Source organism: Microlunatus sp. YIM B11417 (assembly GCF_059617205.1).
In genome coordinates this window covers 213,932-230,699 of record NZ_JCAMPJ010000005.1, presented here as the reverse complement: position 1 = coordinate 230,699, position 16,768 = coordinate 213,932, and the positions used below count along the sequence as shown (strand labels likewise).

Here is a 16,768-nt window from a genome sequence, read left to right as displayed (position 1 = left end):
AGGCATGAGATGGCCGATTCCGTCCGAGTGACCGTCGAGGCCGAGCTTTCGGAGGCGACCGTCGACCGGTTCTGGGATTTGTACCAGATCGCGTTCGAACCACTGCTGACCCGATCGGCGGCCCGGCAAGTGCTGACCGCCGAGGAGTTCCGATCCGAGGTCGCGGATCCCCGGGTCGACAAGTACGTCGCGTGGGACGGCGACGAGGTGATCGGGTTGAGCACCCTGACCCGGCACCTCGAGACCGTGCCCTGGATCAGTCCGCACTACTTCGCGGCCAGGTTCCCGGAGCACGCGGCACGGAACGCGATCTTCTATCTCGGGTTCACCCTGACGGTGCCTGGACGGCGGCAGTCCGGTGCCTACGTGGCGATGATCTCCGCCGCGATCTCCACGATCGCCGAGGCCCGCGGGATCTGCGGGTACGACGTCAGCGCGTACCACCGGGACGAGATGAATTACGCCGACAATCTGGCCAGGTTCATCAAGCGCAGGTCGCCCGCCGAGGTCGAAGTCATCGACGAGCAGACCTACTACCTGGCCAACCTCGACCAGGGTTGACGGTCAGGCGCCGCACCAGCGCCGAACCGGTTCGGTACGCTACCGCCATGCCAGATCGCGTGGCGGTGATCATCGAGGACGACGCCGATATCCGGAACCTGCTGGAGGCCATCCTCGCCCAGGCGGGATTTACGACGCATGCCGTGTCGGAAGGAGCGGACGGCGTCGCTGCGGTACGGGAACATCAGCCGATTCTGACGACCCTGGACATCAGCCTGCCCGGGATCGACGGGTTCGAGGTCGCACGCCAGATCCGACACTTCAGCGACACCTACATCATCATCCTGTCCGCCCGCACCGAAGAGGTGGACACGTTGATGGGGCTCGACGCGGGAGCGGACGACTACCTGACCAAGCCGTTCCGGCCGCGCGAGCTGCGGGCCCGGGTCGAGGCGATGATGCGGCGGCGCCGCAACGCCTTCGCCGGTGACGGGACCGGAGCCGGCGAACGCACGGCCGCGGATCCCGGCTCGCCGGACTCGGCCGAGCCGACCGGGGACGGCGACGGCGACGGCTGGCTGAGCCACAACGGCCTGCGGATCCATCCGGAGATGCGGTTGTGCGAGTTGGACGGCTCGCCCGTGACGCTGACCAGGAGCGAGTTCGACCTGCTCCAGGCGATCATGAACGGCAAGCGCCGGGTGGTCTCGAAGGACACGCTGTCCCTGGAACTGCGCGGCGACCACAGCACCGGCGGGTACGTCAGCGAGTCCGACCGGCGCGCCGTCGAGGTGCATCTGGCCAACGTCCGGCGCAAGCTCAACGACCCGGTCAACGCGCCGCGGTTCATCGAGACCGTCCGCGGCGTCGGCTATCGCCTGGCGACCCGTCAGCCGCAGTAACGCTCAGCTCTCCCGGTCGTGCGCGGCCCGGGCCCGTTCCAGCCTCCCCCGGTCGGCCGACTCGGCACGGCGCAGCGCCGGCAGCTTCGAGCGGGCGGCACCGAAGTCGACCCCGCTGACGGCGGCCCGGATCGGCCGCACCGCCCGGACGATCGCGTCGGCACCGACCATCAGACTGGTGCTCTCCAGGCTGAGCAGGGCCACCTCGGCCCGCTCGGCGTTGCCCGCCGAGACGGCCGTGGTCACGGCCTTGACCCGGTGCTCGAGCAGATCGAGATAGTCGCTGACGAACTGCCACACGACGGCGGTGTCACCGCCGACCTCGGCGGTCAGCTCGAGCAGGGCCGGTCCGGAGCCCGCGTCGGCCTTGGCCCGGCGCGGCTTGGCCGGACCCGGTACGGCGGCCTCGGCGGCGCGACCCTTGCTGGCCCGCCGCGGCTCGGCCGGATTCGACGGAACGGACGGCACCGAGTAGGGCACGTTGGCTTCCGGTTCGAGAGCGCTGCTCATGGCCGACTCGCCCGTTGCCCGTAGTCTGCGGCTTGCCATGGTCCCGTCGCGTCCTGAAGTCCGGCCCGTTCGTGACGGCCGGCTGGGTGCGGTGACGATGGGGTCTGGGACACCTTCTCCCTCGCTGAACCGCTGACCATGAAGATCAGGCATCCGACCTTGAAAGACATGGTCAGGCCGGGGCGGCAACAGGCACGTCATAGCTGCGGGTCTACGACGCCGGCCACACCCGGCCCGACATCAATCATCTTGGACCAGAGGATTCAGTGGCCGACTCGTTTTGGCTCAGCAGCGTCTCAAGATTCGATCAAGAACCGGTGAACCGGTTCGCGGGAGGCTCAGGCGGGGCCGGGCTGCCGGCCGCTGGGCGCTGCGGTCAGCCGCTGGCGTACCTCGAGACCGATCACCGACGTCGAGTGCCGGCCGTCGAACGTCTTCGCCTCGTACCCGATCTCGGTCACCCAACCGACGAACCCGGGAGCCGGTACGACCTCGACCCGGCCGTCCTCGATGACCCGATAGCTCGCCTGCCCGGGCACGATCAGCTCCGACACCGGCAGACCGGTCATCGGGTCGAGCAGCCGCACCGAGGCCGGATCGAAGCCCGAGTCGGCGTCCACGACGCCGTCGTTGGCCAACGGGTCGAAGACCAGCGTCTGGCCGGAGACCGCGACCGGGAAGTCGGGGTTCGTCACGCCGGGCTCGGCCGGAACCTCGGCGAACAGGTTGCCACTGGAGACCTCGTCCTTGGCGACGACGACCTCGATCGTGTCGTTGTCGACCAGCGCCGCGCCGTTGCCGGCCACCTCGACGCCGTCCCGGTACTCCTTCGGCTGGTGCTCCAGCAGTCGGTACGTGCCCGACGCGAGCCCTTCGAACGAGAACAGCCCGGACTCGTCGGTGGTCATCGTGGCGACCTCGACGCCGCCAGACTCCAGCGTGATCCCGACTCCGGCGAGCGGTGTGTCGTTGACGTCGAAATAGCCGTCGTTGCCGGCGTCCGCGTACACGTACCCCTTGATCACGGCCGCACCACCCGGATCGGCGGCGGCCGGCAGCGCGGCGGTGGCGCCGCAGCAGAGGATGGTGGAGGCCAACACTGCGAGTGAGCCTCGCCGGAGGGTTCGCGTCAGCGCGAGGCGGGCGTTGCCGCCTGAGAGCGCCTGGTTCATACCCCGTCCTGTCGAGTCGGCCCGGGGCGTGGCAAAGCCATCTCCCCGAGTGATCCAGCTGGCATCGGTCCCCGCATGCCGGTTTGATCAGACCCCACCGTAGGTTGGGGTCACGGGGATGTCAACGCGCCCACAGAATTTAGGACCGCACGAAAGGTCCAGTGGGCCGGACAAAAATACCGCGGTCGGGGCCCGCATTCCCCGACCGCGGAAGTCTTGCGAGGACCGACCGCCGTTGCGGATGGCCGTTCCTCCATCACTTCGGCGCCGCCCGGATCCCGAGGAGCCCCCCAGCATCGGGTCCGTTGCGGCTGCCGTGTTGAACCATTCCAGGCAGGTGTACATCCGTCGTACATCCGACCCTCGGCATGCGATATGCCCGGCTAATCTGCCGCCGTTCCGCCCCTTCCGGGGCACAATGTGCATGCCGGACTCAGGAGTCCGGAACCCGACCAAGGACCGATACGGCGTGATCTTCCAGATCCTGGGACCGATGCTGATCACCGGTGAGGCGGCAGCGCGCTTCATTCCGGGCACGAAGCCGCGCCAACTTCTCGGTCTGCTGCTGCTGCACGCCAACCGGTTCGTCTCCACCGATCACATGGCCGACAGCCTGTGGGACGGCGAGCCGCCGGGCTCGGCCGGCGCCAACCTGCGCAGTTACATCCGCAAGTTGCGGACCACGCTGCAGGAGCGCGGCGTCAGCGCCGCCATCGAGACCCGGCCCGGCGGCTACGCGCTGATGGTGGGCACCGACGACGTCGACACCTCCCGGGTCGAGGCGATGCGGTCCGAGGTCCGGCACCTGACCACCGTCGGCGACTACGCCAGCGCCCTGGTGCTGCTGGACACGGCGCTGGACCTGTGGCGCGGCTCGCTGCTGGAGGACGTACCGGTGTGCCTGGCCTGGCAGCCGCAGCTGACCCGGTGGGACCTGGCCCGCGCCGAGATGCTCGACGACGCGATCGGCCTGCAGATCGAGCACGGCGATCCGCGCCGCGCGGCCCAGCTGGTCCGGGAGGCGCTGGACCGGGACCCGTACAACGAAGACCTCTGGTGCCTGCTGCTGCGCTGCTTCCTGGCCGCCGACCAGCCCGCCTTCGCCCGGCAGGCCGCGGACGAGGGCGAGAAGCTGTTCGCCGAGGAGCTCGGCGTAGCGCCAGGCCCGGACTTCGCCGCGCTGGCGGCCGAGGCTCGCGCCATGCCGGCCCGGCGCACCCTGACCGCTGTCCCCCGCCGGCCACCCCACGAGCCGGCCAAGCCGGACCGGCCCGCGGAGCCGCCGGTCTCCGACCGCGGTGACACGGGCGATCCGCCGTTCCGGCGTGAGGTGCCGACCCAGCTGCCGATGGACGTGGCCGACTTCACCGGCCGCGAGATGCATCTGACCGAGCTGGTCGAATCGTTGCGGACCCGGACCGCGGACCGGCCGTTGGTCGTCGCCATCTCCGGTCCGCCGGGGATCGGCAAGTCGGCGCTGGCGATCCGGATCGGCCATCTGGTCCGCGACTCGTTCGTGGACGGCCAGATCTTCCTCAGCCTGCACGGCGACCGGCACGTCGACCCGACCTATGCCGTGGCGGAGGCGCTCACCGCGCTCGGCGTGCAGACCGTGCCGGAGCGGCTGGACCGGGCCGCGGCCCTGCTCCGGTCCGAACTGGCCAGCCGCCGGGTGTTGTTGATCATCGACGACGTCGGTACGGCGAGCCAGGTGGAGGAGCTGCTGCCCGGCACCGGCGACACGGTGACCCTGCTGACCAGCCGGCGCCGGCTCACCGAGATCGCCGGCATCCGCACGCTCGAGCTCGGCGAACTGGAGCCGGCCGAGGCGGAGGCGCTGATCGAGGAGATCGCGCCCGGCCGAGACGCGGCGGACCGGCGCCGGCTGGCCACCGCCTGTGGCCGGCACCCGCTGGCGCTGCGGATCGCGGCCGCCCGGCTCAGCCGGCGGCCGGACCTGAGCGTCGCGGAGCTGGTCCGCCGGCTCTCCGATCCCGACCAGGCCCTGAACGAGCTCACCCTCGGCGAGACCGCCTTCCGGTCCAGCGCCGACCTCAGCGCCCGCTCCCTCGGTGCGGCCGACGCCACGGCCTACCGGGTGCTCGGCGCGCTCGAGGCGCCCGAGTTCCCGGGCTGGGTGGTCGAATTGGCCAGCGGCTCGTCCCGTACCGCGGACAACCTGCTCGAGGAGAACCTGCTCCAACTGGTCAGCCGCGGCCAGGCCGGGACAGCCGATTTCCGGATGCACGACCTGCTCCGCTGGCACGCCCGGGAGTGGGGCGCGGAGCATCGGGCCGAGACCGTCGAGGGCGTCCGGCGGGTGCTGCTCGGCTGGCTGGTCCGGGCCCGCGAGGCCGCGGCCGCGCTGCCGTTCGAGTTCCTCGGGGTCGCGTTCCCGATGCCGGACGAGGCCCCGGACCCGCCGCCCGACGCGACCGCCGAGGACTGGTTCGCCGGCGAACAGGGCAGGCTGCTCGACCTGATCGCCACCGCCCGGCGGTACGGGGCCGATGACCTGGCCTGGCGGCTGGTCTGCACCTGGTCGGCGTACTTCGACCTGCGCGGGCACACCCAGCTCTGGCACCACGCGCTGACGGCGGTGCTGCCGTCGTCGAACGGCCTGGACGATCCGCTGGGCGAGGCGACCGTGCTGCGCGACCTGGCCCAGATCGATCTGTACCGTGCTGATCTTGATCTGGCCGCCGACAAGTTCCGGCGCAGCCGGGCCCTGTTCCAGCAGCTGGAGCACCTGCCCGGGGTCGGCGTGACCGAGATCGGCCTGGCCACCACGCACCGGATGATGCTGCGGTTCGACATCGCCGAACAGCACGCCAAGGCGGCTCTCGACTGCTTCCGTACGCCCGCGGAGAATCATCTCAAGGCCACCGCGATGAGCGCGATCGCCGCGATCCACATCGCCGCGAATCGCAAGGATGACGCCGAAACCTGGCTGCTCCGGGCGCGCGACCTGGCCGCCCGGATCGGTGATCAACACCGCGTCGCGACGGTGCTCCGCCGGCTCGCCGCCCTGCACCACGCACGGGAGGACTACCCGGCCGGGCGGGCCGCGATGACCGAGGCGCTGGCGATCTTCGACGCGCTGAGCGACGACCGGTGCGCCACCCAGACGCGGGTCACGTTCGGCATCGTGCTGACCAGGACCGGCGACCTGGCCACGGCCCGGCGGGAGCTGAACCGGGCCCTGGGTTCGGCCGAGCGAGCCGGCGAGCTGGACGATCAAGCGCTCATCCTCGAGTCGCTCGGTGAGGTCAGCCTGCTCGCCGGGCGGCGCAACGAGGCGATCCGGCTGTATCGCCGGGCGGCCCGCCAATGGCAGGTCTGCGGCCTCCAGAACGAGGCCGACCGGGCGCAGCGGCGGGGCCAGGACATCGCATCGGGCGAGTACGAGGTGGTGCAGTAGCGCGGGATGTGCCAGAAATGTACGAGGCCGGTCCAGATTGAGCCCATGCGGGAGATCCAGGGGGAACCATCGGGTGCAGCACGTGCCGAGCAGTCCACGGACCTTCCACGTCAGGACTCACAGCACACGTCGGGGGTTGCGGTGATGATCACCGATGCCACACCACGCTCGGCCGAAGAGGCCCTGCGCTGGCAGCTGCGCCGGATCGGCAGCTCGGCCTGGGAGGGCTGGGCCCTCCGGTTCCAGCGGTTGGCCTTCGGCTACGCCTCCGAGGCCGGCTGGCGCCGCTGCGCCGAGGGCCTCGCCTGGTTCACCGACCATGATCTCGTCTCCGACGGCACGCCCCCGCGCGGCGCCCTCGCCTGGTTCGAGATCGGCGGCAAGGTCACCGTCCGCGGCAGCCTCGGCGACGGCCAGGTGATCGGCCCTGGCGTCGAGGGCCGGATCGGCGTCGTCGCCCACGACACCCTAGGGCGCTACCTCGGCTGGACCCCCGCCATCTTCCCCTTCGCCCGCTGACCCTCCCCAACAAAGAGAGCGCTGACCGGTCACAAAAGCAGGCGTTCTGGCGGCGTGTCGCTGCGTTGGTGACCGGTCGGTGTGCGGAGTGGTGGGTCGGGTTTCGGCCGATCGGGAGTACGACCAGGACCGATCGTCACTGTCCAGGTACGCCGCCACGGCGATCCCCGGGCACCGGAACGCCGCGGCGTCCATGATCACCGAGCGTGAGCTGATCGCCGGAGTCGGCGACGCCTGCGCCGGGAATCGCCGCAGCCGAGGCGTCCGTACCAGACCGGGCGTGGAGCCGGCGGATCCGACCGCGCCGCGCGCGACGGCGACCATCACCGGACCGCCTCGCCCGCTGCCAGCGTCCGCGAGGGCTTGCCCACGCCGCACCTGTCGTCCACGCGCTCCGGCGGTTGTCGCGGAATCACTGCTGACGAAGCGCTTGGGCCGATTTCAACGTTGAACCGTCCGAGTTGAAGAGGGATCGCGACACCGAAGCCCGGCCAGCCTCGACGATGCCACGCCGGCGCGCGGGCTCCGCACCGGCGACGTCGCCCGCGGCCCGGCGGTCCGCAAGATCGGGCGGGTCACCGCCGTTGTCCGGCCACCAGCGGGTCGCACGTCAGCGTCATTCGCGCCACGGGCCGACCGCAAGTCCTCGCCGAAGATCACCAACAGCAACGGTCGACCAGACGATCCACCTTGCTGCAGTCACGGGCTGCCACGATGTGTCGCTGCGCTGCTCGGCAGGATGTCGGGTCAGGGTCGGGCCCGCTGCCCGTGCCGAGGATCGCACCACCCCCGCACCCCAACCGACCGGTCACTTCTGCAGCGACACGCCGCAGAAACGCCTGCTTTGGTGACCGGTCGGCGAGTCTTGGGGGTGGTGGGGGCGGGCGTGGTTAGGTCGGGATATGCGATCCGACGACGAGCGCGAGCGGCTTCGGCAGACCTTCGGCACCGCAGCCGAGCGGTACGACCGGACCCGGCCCCGCTATCCCGACCTGATCTTGGACCGGCTGGCCGAGTTGGGCGGGTTGGTGGCCGGGACCGGGTGCTGGAGATCGGCTGCGGGACCGGCCAACTGACCCGGTCGCTGGTGGCGCGCGGTTACCGGGTGACGGCGGTCGAGCTGTCCGAGGAGTTGGCCACGGTGGCGCGGCGCAACGTGCCCGAGGCCGAGGTGATCACCGGCGACTTCGAGCAGTGGCCGCTGCCGGACGAGCCGTTCGCCGCGGTGGCCGCCGCGACCTCGTTTCACTGGATCGACCCGGCAGTCCAGTTCACCAAGACGGCGGCGGCGCTGCGGCCGGTCGGCGCGCTGGCGATCATCGGCACGGCGCACGTCGACGGTGGCAGCAGTCAGTTCTTCGCCGACGTCCAGAAGTGCTACGAGCGTTGGGATCCCGAGCACACCAGACCCGATCTCCGGCTGGCGAAGGCGGAGTCGGTCCAGGACGATTTCGACGTCACGCCGGGCGGCCTCTTCGAGCGAGTCGGCACGGCGCGCGAGGTGGTCGAAGTCCCGTACGACACCGAGGGCTATCTCGATCTGCTGCAGACCTTCTCCGGCCACCTGGCCCTGCCCGCGGAGCGATTGGACGGTCTGCTCGGCTGCATCCGTGACCTGATCGACGGCCGTTACGACGGCCGGGTGATCAAGGCCAACCTGTTCCGGATGGCGGTCGGCCGGAAACGCTAGCGGCTCGGCCACTGCCACGACGGCCGGTCGAAGCGGCCCTGGCCGTTGATCATGGTCTCGCCGAGTTCCTTGATCAACTCGATCCGGACCAGGTCGTCCGCGTGCTCCGCGATGATCTTGTCGACCAGTCCCGGCGCATGGCTGACGATGATCACCTGCGACCGCTCGGCGGCGGCCACGACCAGCCGGGCCAGGCTCCCGTAGAGGTCCGGGTGCAGGCTGACCTCGGGCTCGTTCAGCACCAGCAGTTCCGGCGGCCGCGGCGACAGCAGCGCCGCGACAAGCATCAGGTAGCGCAGCGTGCCGTCGGACAGTTCGGCCACCCCGATCGGCCGGAGCATGCCCGGCTGCCGCAGCGCGAGCGCCAGGTCGGCACCGCCGAATTCCAGACTCGACCCGTCGAACGCCTCGGCGATCGTCGCGGCCAGCAGTCGGGAGTCGCCGACCTCCTGGATCGTCGCCAACGCCGCCGCGACGTCGCCACCGTCATGGCCCAGCACCGGCGTACGGGTCGGGATCCGGGCCGCCCGGGCCGGCGCGTCCGGATCGGTCCGCAGCTGGTCGTAGCAGCGCCAGCCGCGCAGCCGCTCCCGTACCGCGGCGATCTCGGGCGAGGCGCCCGCGTATTCGGTGAGCAGCGATTCCGATCCGGCCAGGGTCCGGCTCAGTTCGGCCCAGGAACGGCCTTCCCGCGTCCGGACCAGCGGTCCGGCCCGGTCGATCAAGGTCGCCGCCGGCCGCAGGATCGGACCGGACCAGATCGCCTCGGCCTTGATCCTCGGGTCGTACGGGAACGCACCCGCCTCGGCCGGTGTCGGCAGACCAAGATCGATTCCGTACCCGAAGCTGTCGCCGGCGACGCCGAGCCGCAGCCGGACCGGCCCGGTGCGGACGGTGCCCTGGACCGCCACCTCGCCGGACCTCATCTCCTTCGAGATCTTCTCCGGCCCGGCCCAGCGCACCGAGTCGAGACCGCCGGACCGGGCCAGGCTGCCGATCAGCTGGCCGTGCCCGGCATCGGCGAGCAGCCGGATCGCCCGGTACAGATTGGATTTCCCGGTCCCGTTGGCCCCGGTGATCACGGTCAGCCGGCCCAGCTCGACCACCACGTCACGGAGCGACCGGTAGCCCTCGACGGCCAGCGTGGTGATCATGGTCGCGGCCGGGTCGGCGCCCAGAACCGCTTCTTGCCCTTCCTCGTGTCCTCGTAGACCCCGCCGCCCTTCCTGATCACCTTCTCCGAGGCGATGTTGTCCTCGTCGCAGGTGATCAACACCGGATCGATGCCGAGCTCGTACGCCAGCGGCAGCGCGGCCAGCAGCATCGCCGTGGCGTGTCCCCGCCGCCGGGCGCTCGGCCGGACGTCGTAGCCGATGTGGCCGCCCCACTCGAGCAGCCTCGGGGTGAGCCGGTGCCGGATCGACAGCCGGCCCAGGTAGTGATCACCATCGACGTACCAGAGGGTGGTGCCGGGCACATAGCCGACCGGCCGCGGCGAATCCTCCTCGGCGTCGGCGCGGAGCTCGGTGACGTACTGCTCGAACGCCTCGGGGGTTTCCCAACGGTCCGAGTAGGTACGGATCTCGCTGCCCACCATGGAGTTGTCGTCGGCTGCACCGCGACCCTCGGCCTGGAACTCGGCCATGGCTTCGAGGAACGAACGATGGACCCGTATCAGTGGCGCGATCAGTTCAGGCATCCGCCCATTCTGGTACGCAGCACCGACACCCGGCGAACCGTTAAGGCACCCGCCGGGCCACAGGCGCGAGCTCCGGAATCGTGCCGCGGACCGACGGCCGCATCAGCCACGCGGCAACGGCGATCAGCAGCACCCAGCCGATGATCTCGCCCGCGAGCTGATCGACCGGACTCGACGGCACCGACTGCAGCAGATAGACCCGAACGCTGTTGATCGCGCCGTGGGTCAGTACCGCCGGCCAGACGGAGCCGGAGCGCAGCCGCAACGCGAACAGCAACGGCGCCCACGCCCCCATGCCCAGGAAGTAGATCACCTTCTCGCCGACGGTCAGGTCGGTGAGCGTCCCGAGGACGGGCAGGTGCCAGATCATCCAGACCGGGATGAACGCCAGCGAGAGTCGCCAGAAGCCCCAGTGGGCGGCGCGGTCGACCAGCCAACCGCGCCAGCCGAACTCCTCACCGATCGCGAAGACGGACTGCATCGCGAACACCAGAACCAGCACCGGCAGCAGGCCGAGGCTCTGACCCGCCGGCGCCGGCTGCGACGCCCCGGTGACGAGCGCGATGATCAACTGGACGGCCGCGACAGCGGCGATGGTCCCGATCCCGATCAGTCCCCAACGCAGAACCCCGGACCGGCGAACGGCGAAGACATCCCGGAACCGGCCAGGGCGAACGACCCCGAACATGATCACCGCGACGAGGAGCGGCGTGAACTGGAGCAGCGGTACGACGACGTTGAGCAGGTCGGCCGGCAGCAGCCCGGTGATCATCGGGATCCCGAGCAGATTCACCAGCACGACCGTCAGCCCGAGGTAGATCACGACCTCGAGCCACCGCGGAAGCCGGCGAACCGCTCCAGTCAGTCCGGTGGACGCACCGGCCTCCTCACCCGCATCGGCCTCTGCCATGGCGCAACCGTAGAGCCTGCGTCGATCCGGCCGCGAGTGATCTTCGACACCGCACCACTCGGGCTCAGGCAGCCGGTGCTTCCTGGAGGGCACGGACCTCGACCCGGCTGCGCAGCGCCTTCGAGGCCTGCTTGGTCCACTCGATCGCCACGTCGTCGTTCTCGGCCTCGATGATCCAGAACCCGCCGAGGTACTCCTTGGCCTCGACGAACGGGCCCGGCGTGAGCACGGGGCTGTCGCCGGAGTAGTCCACCGTGGTGGCGGTCGACGGCGGCTGCAAGCCGCCGGCGGTCACGAACGCCCCCGCCTCCTCGAGCGCGGTGTTGAACGCGCCGACCTCGGCGAACAGCTGCTCCAGCTCCGCGGGGTCGATGTCGGCCATCGTCGGCTCCTCCTCGGAGTCGTGCGGCAGGCTCAGGAAGTACTTCGTCATGATCGTTCTCCTTGTTTCCAACGGCTGTGAGCTTCGCGTCCGATCGACGCGACCTCCGATGACGGAAACGTTAGGCGGGGACGGATCGGCGTCGCATCAGTCATCATGACTGGTGTCCGACGGCGACTGACCGACCCTCGACTTGGATCAGACCGGTCAGTTCGGCGCGACCGGTGACGCCGAGCTTCGGGTACGCCTTGTAGAGATGGTGGCCCACGGTCCGCGGGCTGAGGAACAGCTGCGCGGCGATCTCCTTGTTGGTGCGGCCGGCCGCGGCCAGCCGGACGACCTGCAGTTCCTGCGCGGTCAGCAGGTCGAGCGGCCCGTTGCTCACGGCCTCGCCGTCCCGCTGACCGAAGGCGGCCAGCTCACCGCGCGCCCGCTCGGCCCACAGCTTCGCGCCGAGCCGGTCGAATGCCGCCACCGCCGCCCCGAGCTGGGCCTTGGCCTCGGTACGGCGGCGCCGGCGGCGCAGCCATTCGCCGTAGACGAGCTGGGTCCGGGCCCGCTCGTACGGGCCGCCGGCGCGCTCGTGGATCCGTGCCGCCTCGGCGTACAGCGGCCAGGCGTGGTCGTCGTCGGCGAGCAGGGCCCGGCAGCGCAGCAGCAGTGCCGTGGCCACCGGCCGGTCGACGTGCTCCGCCCAGTGCCGCAGCCGGGCCAGGGGCTCCTCGGCTCGATCGGGCCGACCGCTGCGTACGGCTGCCTCCACCAGGTCCGGCAAGGCCCGGATCAGGAACGGGTCCTGGCCGCCGGGGCTGCCCGCGACGCGCTCGAGCCCGTCGAGGGCCTCCGGGAACCGCCGGGCGGAGAGATCGAGCATGGCGAGCCCCCACTCGGCGATCGCGGCGTTGACCCGGTGCCGGGTACGGGCGGCCGGCAGCACCTGCTCCGCGAGCCCGCGGGCCCCTTCCTCGTCACCGGCCACGGCGTGCAACCACACCTCGAGCGAACGATGGGCCAGCCGCTCGGTCACGTTCCCGAGCTCCTCGCTGACCGCCGCCCCTTCAACGACGCTGGCGCGTGCGTCGGTGAACTCGCCGCGGTACAGCCGGGCCACGGCCAGGAGATTCAAGGTGTACGGAATCCACGCGGCGGCCCCGGTCGCGCGCACCTCGGCGAGCATGTCCTCGACCTGGCCGACGACCAGCTCGTCGTCGGCGATCATGAGCCCGCCGATGCCGGCGGTGATCCGCCACATCAGGTCGTGAGTGCCGCCGGGTGCCGCCGGGTAGAGATCCCGGATCCGTTCGGCGGCCTGTTGCGGCCGGCCGTCGTACAGCTCCACCCACCCGAGCAGAGCCGCGACGACGGGGGCCCAACCCGGCGGCGCGGCGAACTCGCGCATCAGCTCCGCCGCCCGCCGCAGCAGGTCGTGGGCCGCGGCGTGCCGGGCCGCGTGCACGGCCTCGTACAGGTTGAGGGCGGCCCGTTCCGGATCGGTGTCGCGGACGAGTGCCGCGGCCTCGAGCGTCAGTTCCGCGTCGACCCGCGGATCGGTGCGCTCGTACTCCACCGCGCCCCGGGTGTAGCTGGCCGCCGCCCGGACGCCGGGATCGGCCGTGAGCGCCAGGGCCTCGGCCGCCAGCCGGGCGGCGAGGTCGGCCCGGCCGGCATCGAACGCGGCCTGGCTGGCCCGGGCGAGCCGACTGGCCTTCAGCTCCCGGTCGGCGCTGAGCCGCCCGGCCCGGTCGTACGCGGCGGACACCGCGATCGCGCCGCCCCGGTGCAGGGCCCGTTCCGCCACCCGTTCGAGCTCGACCGCCACCGCCTCGTCGGGCGAGGTCGTGGCGGCGGCCAGATGCCAGGCCCGGCGATCCGCGTCGGCATCGGCGCGCAGCCCATCGGCGTAGGCCCGGTGCACCTCGATCCGCCGGTGCAGCGGTGCGTCCTGATAGGCGGCCGCCCGGACCAGCGGATGGCGGAACGTGATCCTGCCGTTGATCTTGATCATCCGGCTGCGTTCGGCGGGAGCCAGGTCGTCGGCGGCTCCGCCGAGCGCCTCGATCACGTACAGGATCGTGGCGAGGGGTGCGGCGGTGTCGGTCGCCGCCACCAGCAGGGCGCGTTGGGTCGGTTCGGGAAGCTCGACGATCTGACGGCGGAACGCGTCCTGGACCCGGCGCGGTACCGGCAGCGGACCGACCTGCTCGACCGGGTCGGATCCGTCGACGGCACCGGCCGCCTGCCACGACGAGCCGAGCTCGATGATCGCCAACGGATTGCCGGCGGACTCGGCAAGCACCCGGCTCCGGACCGGTTCGGCGAGCCCCGGCGCATGATCATCGAGCAGCCGGGCGGCCTCGGGCGCGGTCAGACCGGGCAGCTCCACGACCTCGACACCCGTTGTTTCGAACGGCATCGGCGTCTCGCGCATCGCGAACAGCAGGGCGATCGGGTCGGCCACGAAGCGACGGGCCGCGAACAACAGGGCCTCTGCCGAACCCTGGTCGAGCCACTGCAGATCGTCGATCACGCACAGCAGCGGGGCGCCGTCGGCCACCTCGGCGAGCAACGACAAGGTTCCGGCGGCGATCAGGAACCGGTTCGTGTCCTCGCCCTCGGCCAGCCCGAAGGCGCAGCGCAGTGCCGCCGCCTGAGGCGCCGGAAGGGCGTCCAGCCGATCGAAGTGCGGGAACAGGAGCTGGTGCAGTCCGCCGTAGGCCAGCTCGGAGTCGGACTCGACACCGGTCGCCCGGACCACCTGCATGCCGGTCGCCCGGGCCGTCGACACCGCATGATCGAGCAGCGCCGACTTCCCCATCCCGGCCGTACCCCGCAGCCCCAGCGCACCGCTGCGTTCCTCGCGTGCCTCCGCGAGCAGACGCTCCACCCGCGCCTGCTCCGACCCCCTGCCCACCAGCGACATGCCGGCCACAGTAGACGAGCCGGGGCGGCGGAGAAGACTCGCCGGATTAGGGTCGTGCCGGTGAGAATCGGTCTCGGCCACGACATCCACCGGCTCGTCCCGGGTCGCCCGCTGGTGCTCGGCGGCGTGCCGATCGAGGCGGAGGTGGGCTTCGACACCCATTCCGACGGCGACGTGCTGTGCCACGCCCTGGTGGACGCGCTGGCCGGGGCGGTGGCCGACGGTGACCTCGGCACCCACTACCCGGAGGACGACCCGGCCGCCGACGACGCCCGCAGTCTCGACTTCGTGATCGAGTTCGCGCAGCGGGTGGCCGCCGCGGGCTACCGGGTGGAGTCGGTGGACAGCTTCGTCGTGCTCGGCACGATCCGGCTGCGGCCGTACCTGGATCGGATGAAGATCAACATCGCCGGCGCCCTGGGCCTGGACCCGGACCGGGTCTCGGTGAAGGCCAGGTCCAACGACGGGATCGGTCCGGAAGGCGAGGGTACGGCAGCCGCCGCATCCGCCGTGGTGCTACTGCGCGAACCGGGCGAGACCGGCTGATTTGCCCGCCTGCAAGGGATGTGAGACTCTGAAGGTGCCTGACTGGCACCGGACGAGGTGCGTCGTACCCGGCCAGCGACAAGACGACGCAAGAAAGCCTGTCATGTCATGGGTCATCTTGATCATCTCGGGAGTCCTGGAAGCCGTCTGGGCCACCGCCCTCGGTAAGTCCGAAGGATTCTCCAAACCGATCCCTACCGTCACGTTCGCGGTCGGGCTGCTCCTGTCGATGGCCGGCCTGGCCTTCGCCATGCGCGACCTGCCGACCGGCACCGCCTATGCGGTCTGGGTCGGGATCGGCGCCTCGCTCACCGTCGCGTACGCCATGATCACCGGCACCGAGCCGTTCTCGGTGCTGAAGTTGATCTTCATCCTGGGCATCGTGGCGTGCGTGATCGGGCTCAAGCTGCTGCACTGAGCCGGCGGCGCCGCGTCAGCCGTGGCTGATGTAGGCCTCCAGTTGCTCGGTGCTGTCCTGGAGTTCCCGCATCCGCACCTTCACCACGTCGCCGATGCTGACGATCCCCACCAGCCGGTCGTCCTGGACCACCGGCAGGTGGCGGATCCGTCGGTCGGTCATGACGGCGTTCAGCCGGTCGACCGCATCGTCCGGCGCACAGGTGGCGACGTCGGTGGACATGATCTCGGCGACCGGGCGCTCCAGCAGCCCGCCGCCGACGTCGTGCAGCCGACGCACCACGTCCCGTTCGGACACGATGCCGGCGATCCCTCCGGGTGACAGCACGACCATGGCCCCGATGTTGTGCTCGGCGAGCCGAGCGAGCAGTTCGGCCACGGTCGCGGACGGACCGATCGTGGCGACCGCGGATCCCTTGCCGCGCAGAATGTCGGCTACGCGCATGCCAGCCTCCTCGGTGTGAGCCGTGTCACACAAGGTTACGGCGTCGGGCGCGTCGGCGAAACCCCCTCCGGGATCGCCTCGGTTTCCGTGAGCAGCGCCGCCGACACGCCCGCGACCAGGCACAACGGCAGCGGGACCAGCCACAGCAGCGGGCCGTACAGGGTGGCCGAGAGCCACTGCCCCACCACCGCGACGGCCAGCGTGCCGAGCGGCGGCAGGGGTTGCCGCGCGGTCGCGGTGAGCGCCGCCGGCCAGACCCGGCGCAACGGCAGCTCCGGCCGGCCGAGGCTCAGCGGCAGCGCGGTGACCAGGGTCAGCGCGCTGATCAGCACCCCCGCGCCGCAGAGTCCGTACGGGACGACGACGAGCGGCTGCCCGGTCAGCCGCCAGACCTCGCCGGCGGCCATCAGCAGGCCCAGGAAGCCGACCGGGACGGCCGTCACCGCGATCCCGCGCAGGATCGCGGGCGGCAGCCGCCGGAACGAGCCGGCGATCGTCGCCTCCGACCCGGCGACGGTCCGCACCGCCGTCCTGGTCAGCAGGGCTGCGGGCGGAGCGACCAGGACGACGATCCCGGCCAGCGTGAGCGGGGTGAGACCGGGCGCCAGAACGGCCAGCAGCGCCAGCCCCAGCCCCACCAGTGCGGTGCCGACGGCGAGCGCCGGCAGGTTCCGCCAGCCCTGGAACACGGCTCGCCGCAGCAGCACGAGCGCCCGCGTGTCCCGGTCGATCAT

The 16,768-nt window shown here is 71.1% G+C and carries 16 protein-coding genes and 1 riboswitch; of the genes, 7 read left to right on the top strand and 9 right to left on the bottom strand.

The genetic code is table 11. The annotated features are described in order from the left end of the window. The first annotated feature begins 9 nt into the window (after window positions 1–9). Entirely contained in the window at window positions 10–561 is a 552-nt protein-coding gene (locus tag AC6CCG_RS23515; protein WP_496657155.1) for a hypothetical protein, read from the top strand. A gap of 47 nt (window positions 562–608) precedes the next feature. Beyond that, window positions 609–1,403, top strand: coding sequence for a response regulator transcription factor (locus AC6CCG_RS23510; protein ID WP_496657154.1), 795 nt, complete (start codon window positions 609–611; stop codon window positions 1,401–1,403). Window positions 1,404–1,406: 3 nt separating this feature from the next. Here AC6CCG_RS23510 and AC6CCG_RS23505 read toward each other — a convergent pair whose 3' ends face one another. Both AC6CCG_RS23505 and AC6CCG_RS23500 read right to left on the bottom strand, forming a co-directional pair. Further along, complete coding sequence (locus AC6CCG_RS23505; RefSeq protein WP_496657153.1) at window positions 1,407–1,913, bottom strand: hypothetical protein; 507 nt, start codon at window positions 1,911–1,913, stop codon at window positions 1,407–1,409. A 338-nt stretch (window positions 1,914–2,251) separates the two neighbouring features. Next, window positions 2,252–3,010, bottom strand: a complete 759-nt coding sequence (locus AC6CCG_RS23500; protein WP_496657152.1) for an SdrD B-like domain-containing protein — start codon at window positions 3,008–3,010, stop codon at window positions 2,252–2,254. Window positions 3,011–3,509: 499 nt separating this feature from the next. On the opposite strand from AC6CCG_RS23500, the gene AC6CCG_RS23495 reads away from it, so the two are divergent. From AC6CCG_RS23495 to AC6CCG_RS23485, 3 genes are all read left to right on the top strand, one after another. Next, window positions 3,510–6,506, top strand: coding sequence for an AfsR/SARP family transcriptional regulator (locus AC6CCG_RS23495; RefSeq protein ID WP_496657151.1), 2,997 nt, complete (start codon window positions 3,510–3,512; stop codon window positions 6,504–6,506). 144 nt (window positions 6,507–6,650) lie between these two features. Further along, a complete protein-coding gene (locus tag AC6CCG_RS23490) occupies window positions 6,651–7,025 on the top strand; it encodes a hypothetical protein (protein ID WP_496657150.1) in 375 nt (124 codons plus the stop codon). 739 nt (window positions 7,026–7,764) lie between these two features. Then, window positions 7,765–8,715: a class I SAM-dependent methyltransferase gene (locus tag AC6CCG_RS23485; RefSeq protein ID WP_496657149.1), complete on the top strand. Its 951-nt coding sequence runs from the start codon at window positions 7,765–7,767 to the stop codon at window positions 8,713–8,715. Here the strand turns inward: AC6CCG_RS23485 and AC6CCG_RS23480 are convergent. From AC6CCG_RS23480 to AC6CCG_RS23460, 5 genes are all read right to left on the bottom strand, one after another. Beyond that, window positions 8,712–9,869, bottom strand: coding sequence for an AAA family ATPase (locus AC6CCG_RS23480; RefSeq protein ID WP_496657148.1), 1,158 nt, complete (start codon window positions 9,867–9,869; stop codon window positions 8,712–8,714). The genes AC6CCG_RS23485 and AC6CCG_RS23480 overlap by 4 nt on opposite strands. Further along, a complete protein-coding gene (locus AC6CCG_RS23475; RefSeq protein WP_496657147.1) occupies window positions 9,866–10,414 on the bottom strand; it encodes a GNAT family N-acetyltransferase in 549 nt (182 codons plus the stop codon). The genes AC6CCG_RS23480 and AC6CCG_RS23475 overlap by 4 nt, the downstream gene beginning before the upstream one ends. 40 nt (window positions 10,415–10,454) lie before the next feature. Continuing rightward, complete coding sequence (locus tag AC6CCG_RS23470; RefSeq protein ID WP_496657146.1) at window positions 10,455–11,324, bottom strand: CPBP family intramembrane glutamic endopeptidase; 870 nt, start codon at window positions 11,322–11,324, stop codon at window positions 10,455–10,457. A 64-nt stretch (window positions 11,325–11,388) separates the two neighbouring features. Further along, window positions 11,389–11,757: a YciI family protein gene (locus AC6CCG_RS23465; protein ID WP_496657144.1), complete on the bottom strand. Its 369-nt coding sequence runs from the start codon at window positions 11,755–11,757 to the stop codon at window positions 11,389–11,391. A gap of 103 nt (window positions 11,758–11,860) precedes the next feature. Beyond that, entirely contained in the window at window positions 11,861–14,626 is a 2,766-nt protein-coding gene (locus AC6CCG_RS23460; RefSeq protein ID WP_496657143.1) for a helix-turn-helix transcriptional regulator, read from the bottom strand. Between the two features lie 60 nt (window positions 14,627–14,686). On the opposite strand from AC6CCG_RS23460, the gene ispF reads away from it, so the two are divergent. Further along, a complete protein-coding gene (ispF, locus tag AC6CCG_RS23455; protein ID WP_496657142.1) occupies window positions 14,687–15,172 on the top strand; it encodes a 2-C-methyl-D-erythritol 2,4-cyclodiphosphate synthase in 486 nt (161 codons plus the stop codon). Window positions 15,173–15,203: 31 nt separating this feature from the next. Further along, window positions 15,204–15,265, top strand: a riboswitch (guanidine-III (ykkC-III) riboswitch). 10 nt (window positions 15,266–15,275) lie between these two features. Next, window positions 15,276–15,590 (top strand): DMT family transporter, encoded by a 315-nt coding sequence (locus AC6CCG_RS23450; RefSeq protein ID WP_496657141.1) that lies wholly within the window; start codon window positions 15,276–15,278, stop codon window positions 15,588–15,590. Window positions 15,591–15,605: 15 nt separating this feature from the next. Here the strand turns inward: AC6CCG_RS23450 and AC6CCG_RS23445 are convergent, their stop codons facing one another. Together AC6CCG_RS23445 and AC6CCG_RS23440 are read right to left on the bottom strand one after the other, a co-directional pair. Next, complete coding sequence (locus AC6CCG_RS23445; RefSeq protein ID WP_496657139.1) at window positions 15,606–16,034, bottom strand: CBS domain-containing protein; 429 nt, start codon at window positions 16,032–16,034, stop codon at window positions 15,606–15,608. 35 nt (window positions 16,035–16,069) lie between these two features. Beyond that, the gene (locus tag AC6CCG_RS23440; protein WP_496657138.1) at window positions 16,070–16,768 is read right to left on the bottom strand and encodes a hypothetical protein; all 699 of its coding nucleotides are present in this window, start codon (window positions 16,766–16,768) and stop codon (window positions 16,070–16,072) included.

Excerpts from the sequence above, each read along its gene's own strand:
- AC6CCG_RS23485 (WP_496657149.1), top strand. The coding sequence starts at position 7,765 with ATGTCGGGTCAGGGTCGGGCCCGCTGCCCGTGCCGAGGATCGCACCAC.
- AC6CCG_RS23510 (WP_496657154.1), top strand. The coding sequence starts at position 609 with ATGCCAGATCGCGTGGCGGTGATCATCGAGGACGACGCCGATATCCGG.
- AC6CCG_RS23505 (WP_496657153.1), bottom strand. The coding sequence starts at position 1,913 with ATGAGCAGCGCTCTCGAACCGGAAGCCAACGTGCCCTACTCGGTGCCG.
- AC6CCG_RS23480 (WP_496657148.1), bottom strand. The coding sequence starts at position 9,869 with ATGATCACCACGCTGGCCGTCGAGGGCTACCGGTCGCTCCGTGACGTG.
- AC6CCG_RS23495 (WP_496657151.1), top strand. The coding sequence starts at position 3,510 with ATGCCGGACTCAGGAGTCCGGAACCCGACCAAGGACCGATACGGCGTG.
- AC6CCG_RS23440 (WP_496657138.1), bottom strand. The coding sequence starts at position 16,768 with ATGATCGACCGGGACACGCGGGCGCTCGTGCTGCTGCGGCGAGCCGTG.
- AC6CCG_RS23490 (WP_496657150.1), top strand. The coding sequence starts at position 6,651 with ATGATCACCGATGCCACACCACGCTCGGCCGAAGAGGCCCTGCGCTGG.
- AC6CCG_RS23445 (WP_496657139.1), bottom strand. The coding sequence starts at position 16,034 with ATGCGCGTAGCCGACATTCTGCGCGGCAAGGGATCCGCGGTCGCCACG.
- AC6CCG_RS23475 (WP_496657147.1), bottom strand. The coding sequence starts at position 10,414 with ATGCCTGAACTGATCGCGCCACTGATACGGGTCCATCGTTCGTTCCTC.
- AC6CCG_RS23460 (WP_496657143.1), bottom strand. The coding sequence starts at position 14,626 with ATGTCGCTGGTGGGCAGGGGGTCGGAGCAGGCGCGGGTGGAGCGTCTG.
- AC6CCG_RS23515 (WP_496657155.1), top strand. The coding sequence starts at position 10 with ATGGCCGATTCCGTCCGAGTGACCGTCGAGGCCGAGCTTTCGGAGGCG.
- AC6CCG_RS23470 (WP_496657146.1), bottom strand. The coding sequence starts at position 11,324 with ATGGCAGAGGCCGATGCGGGTGAGGAGGCCGGTGCGTCCACCGGACTG.
- AC6CCG_RS23450 (WP_496657141.1), top strand. The coding sequence starts at position 15,276 with ATGTCATGGGTCATCTTGATCATCTCGGGAGTCCTGGAAGCCGTCTGG.
- AC6CCG_RS23465 (WP_496657144.1), bottom strand. The coding sequence starts at position 11,757 with ATGACGAAGTACTTCCTGAGCCTGCCGCACGACTCCGAGGAGGAGCCG.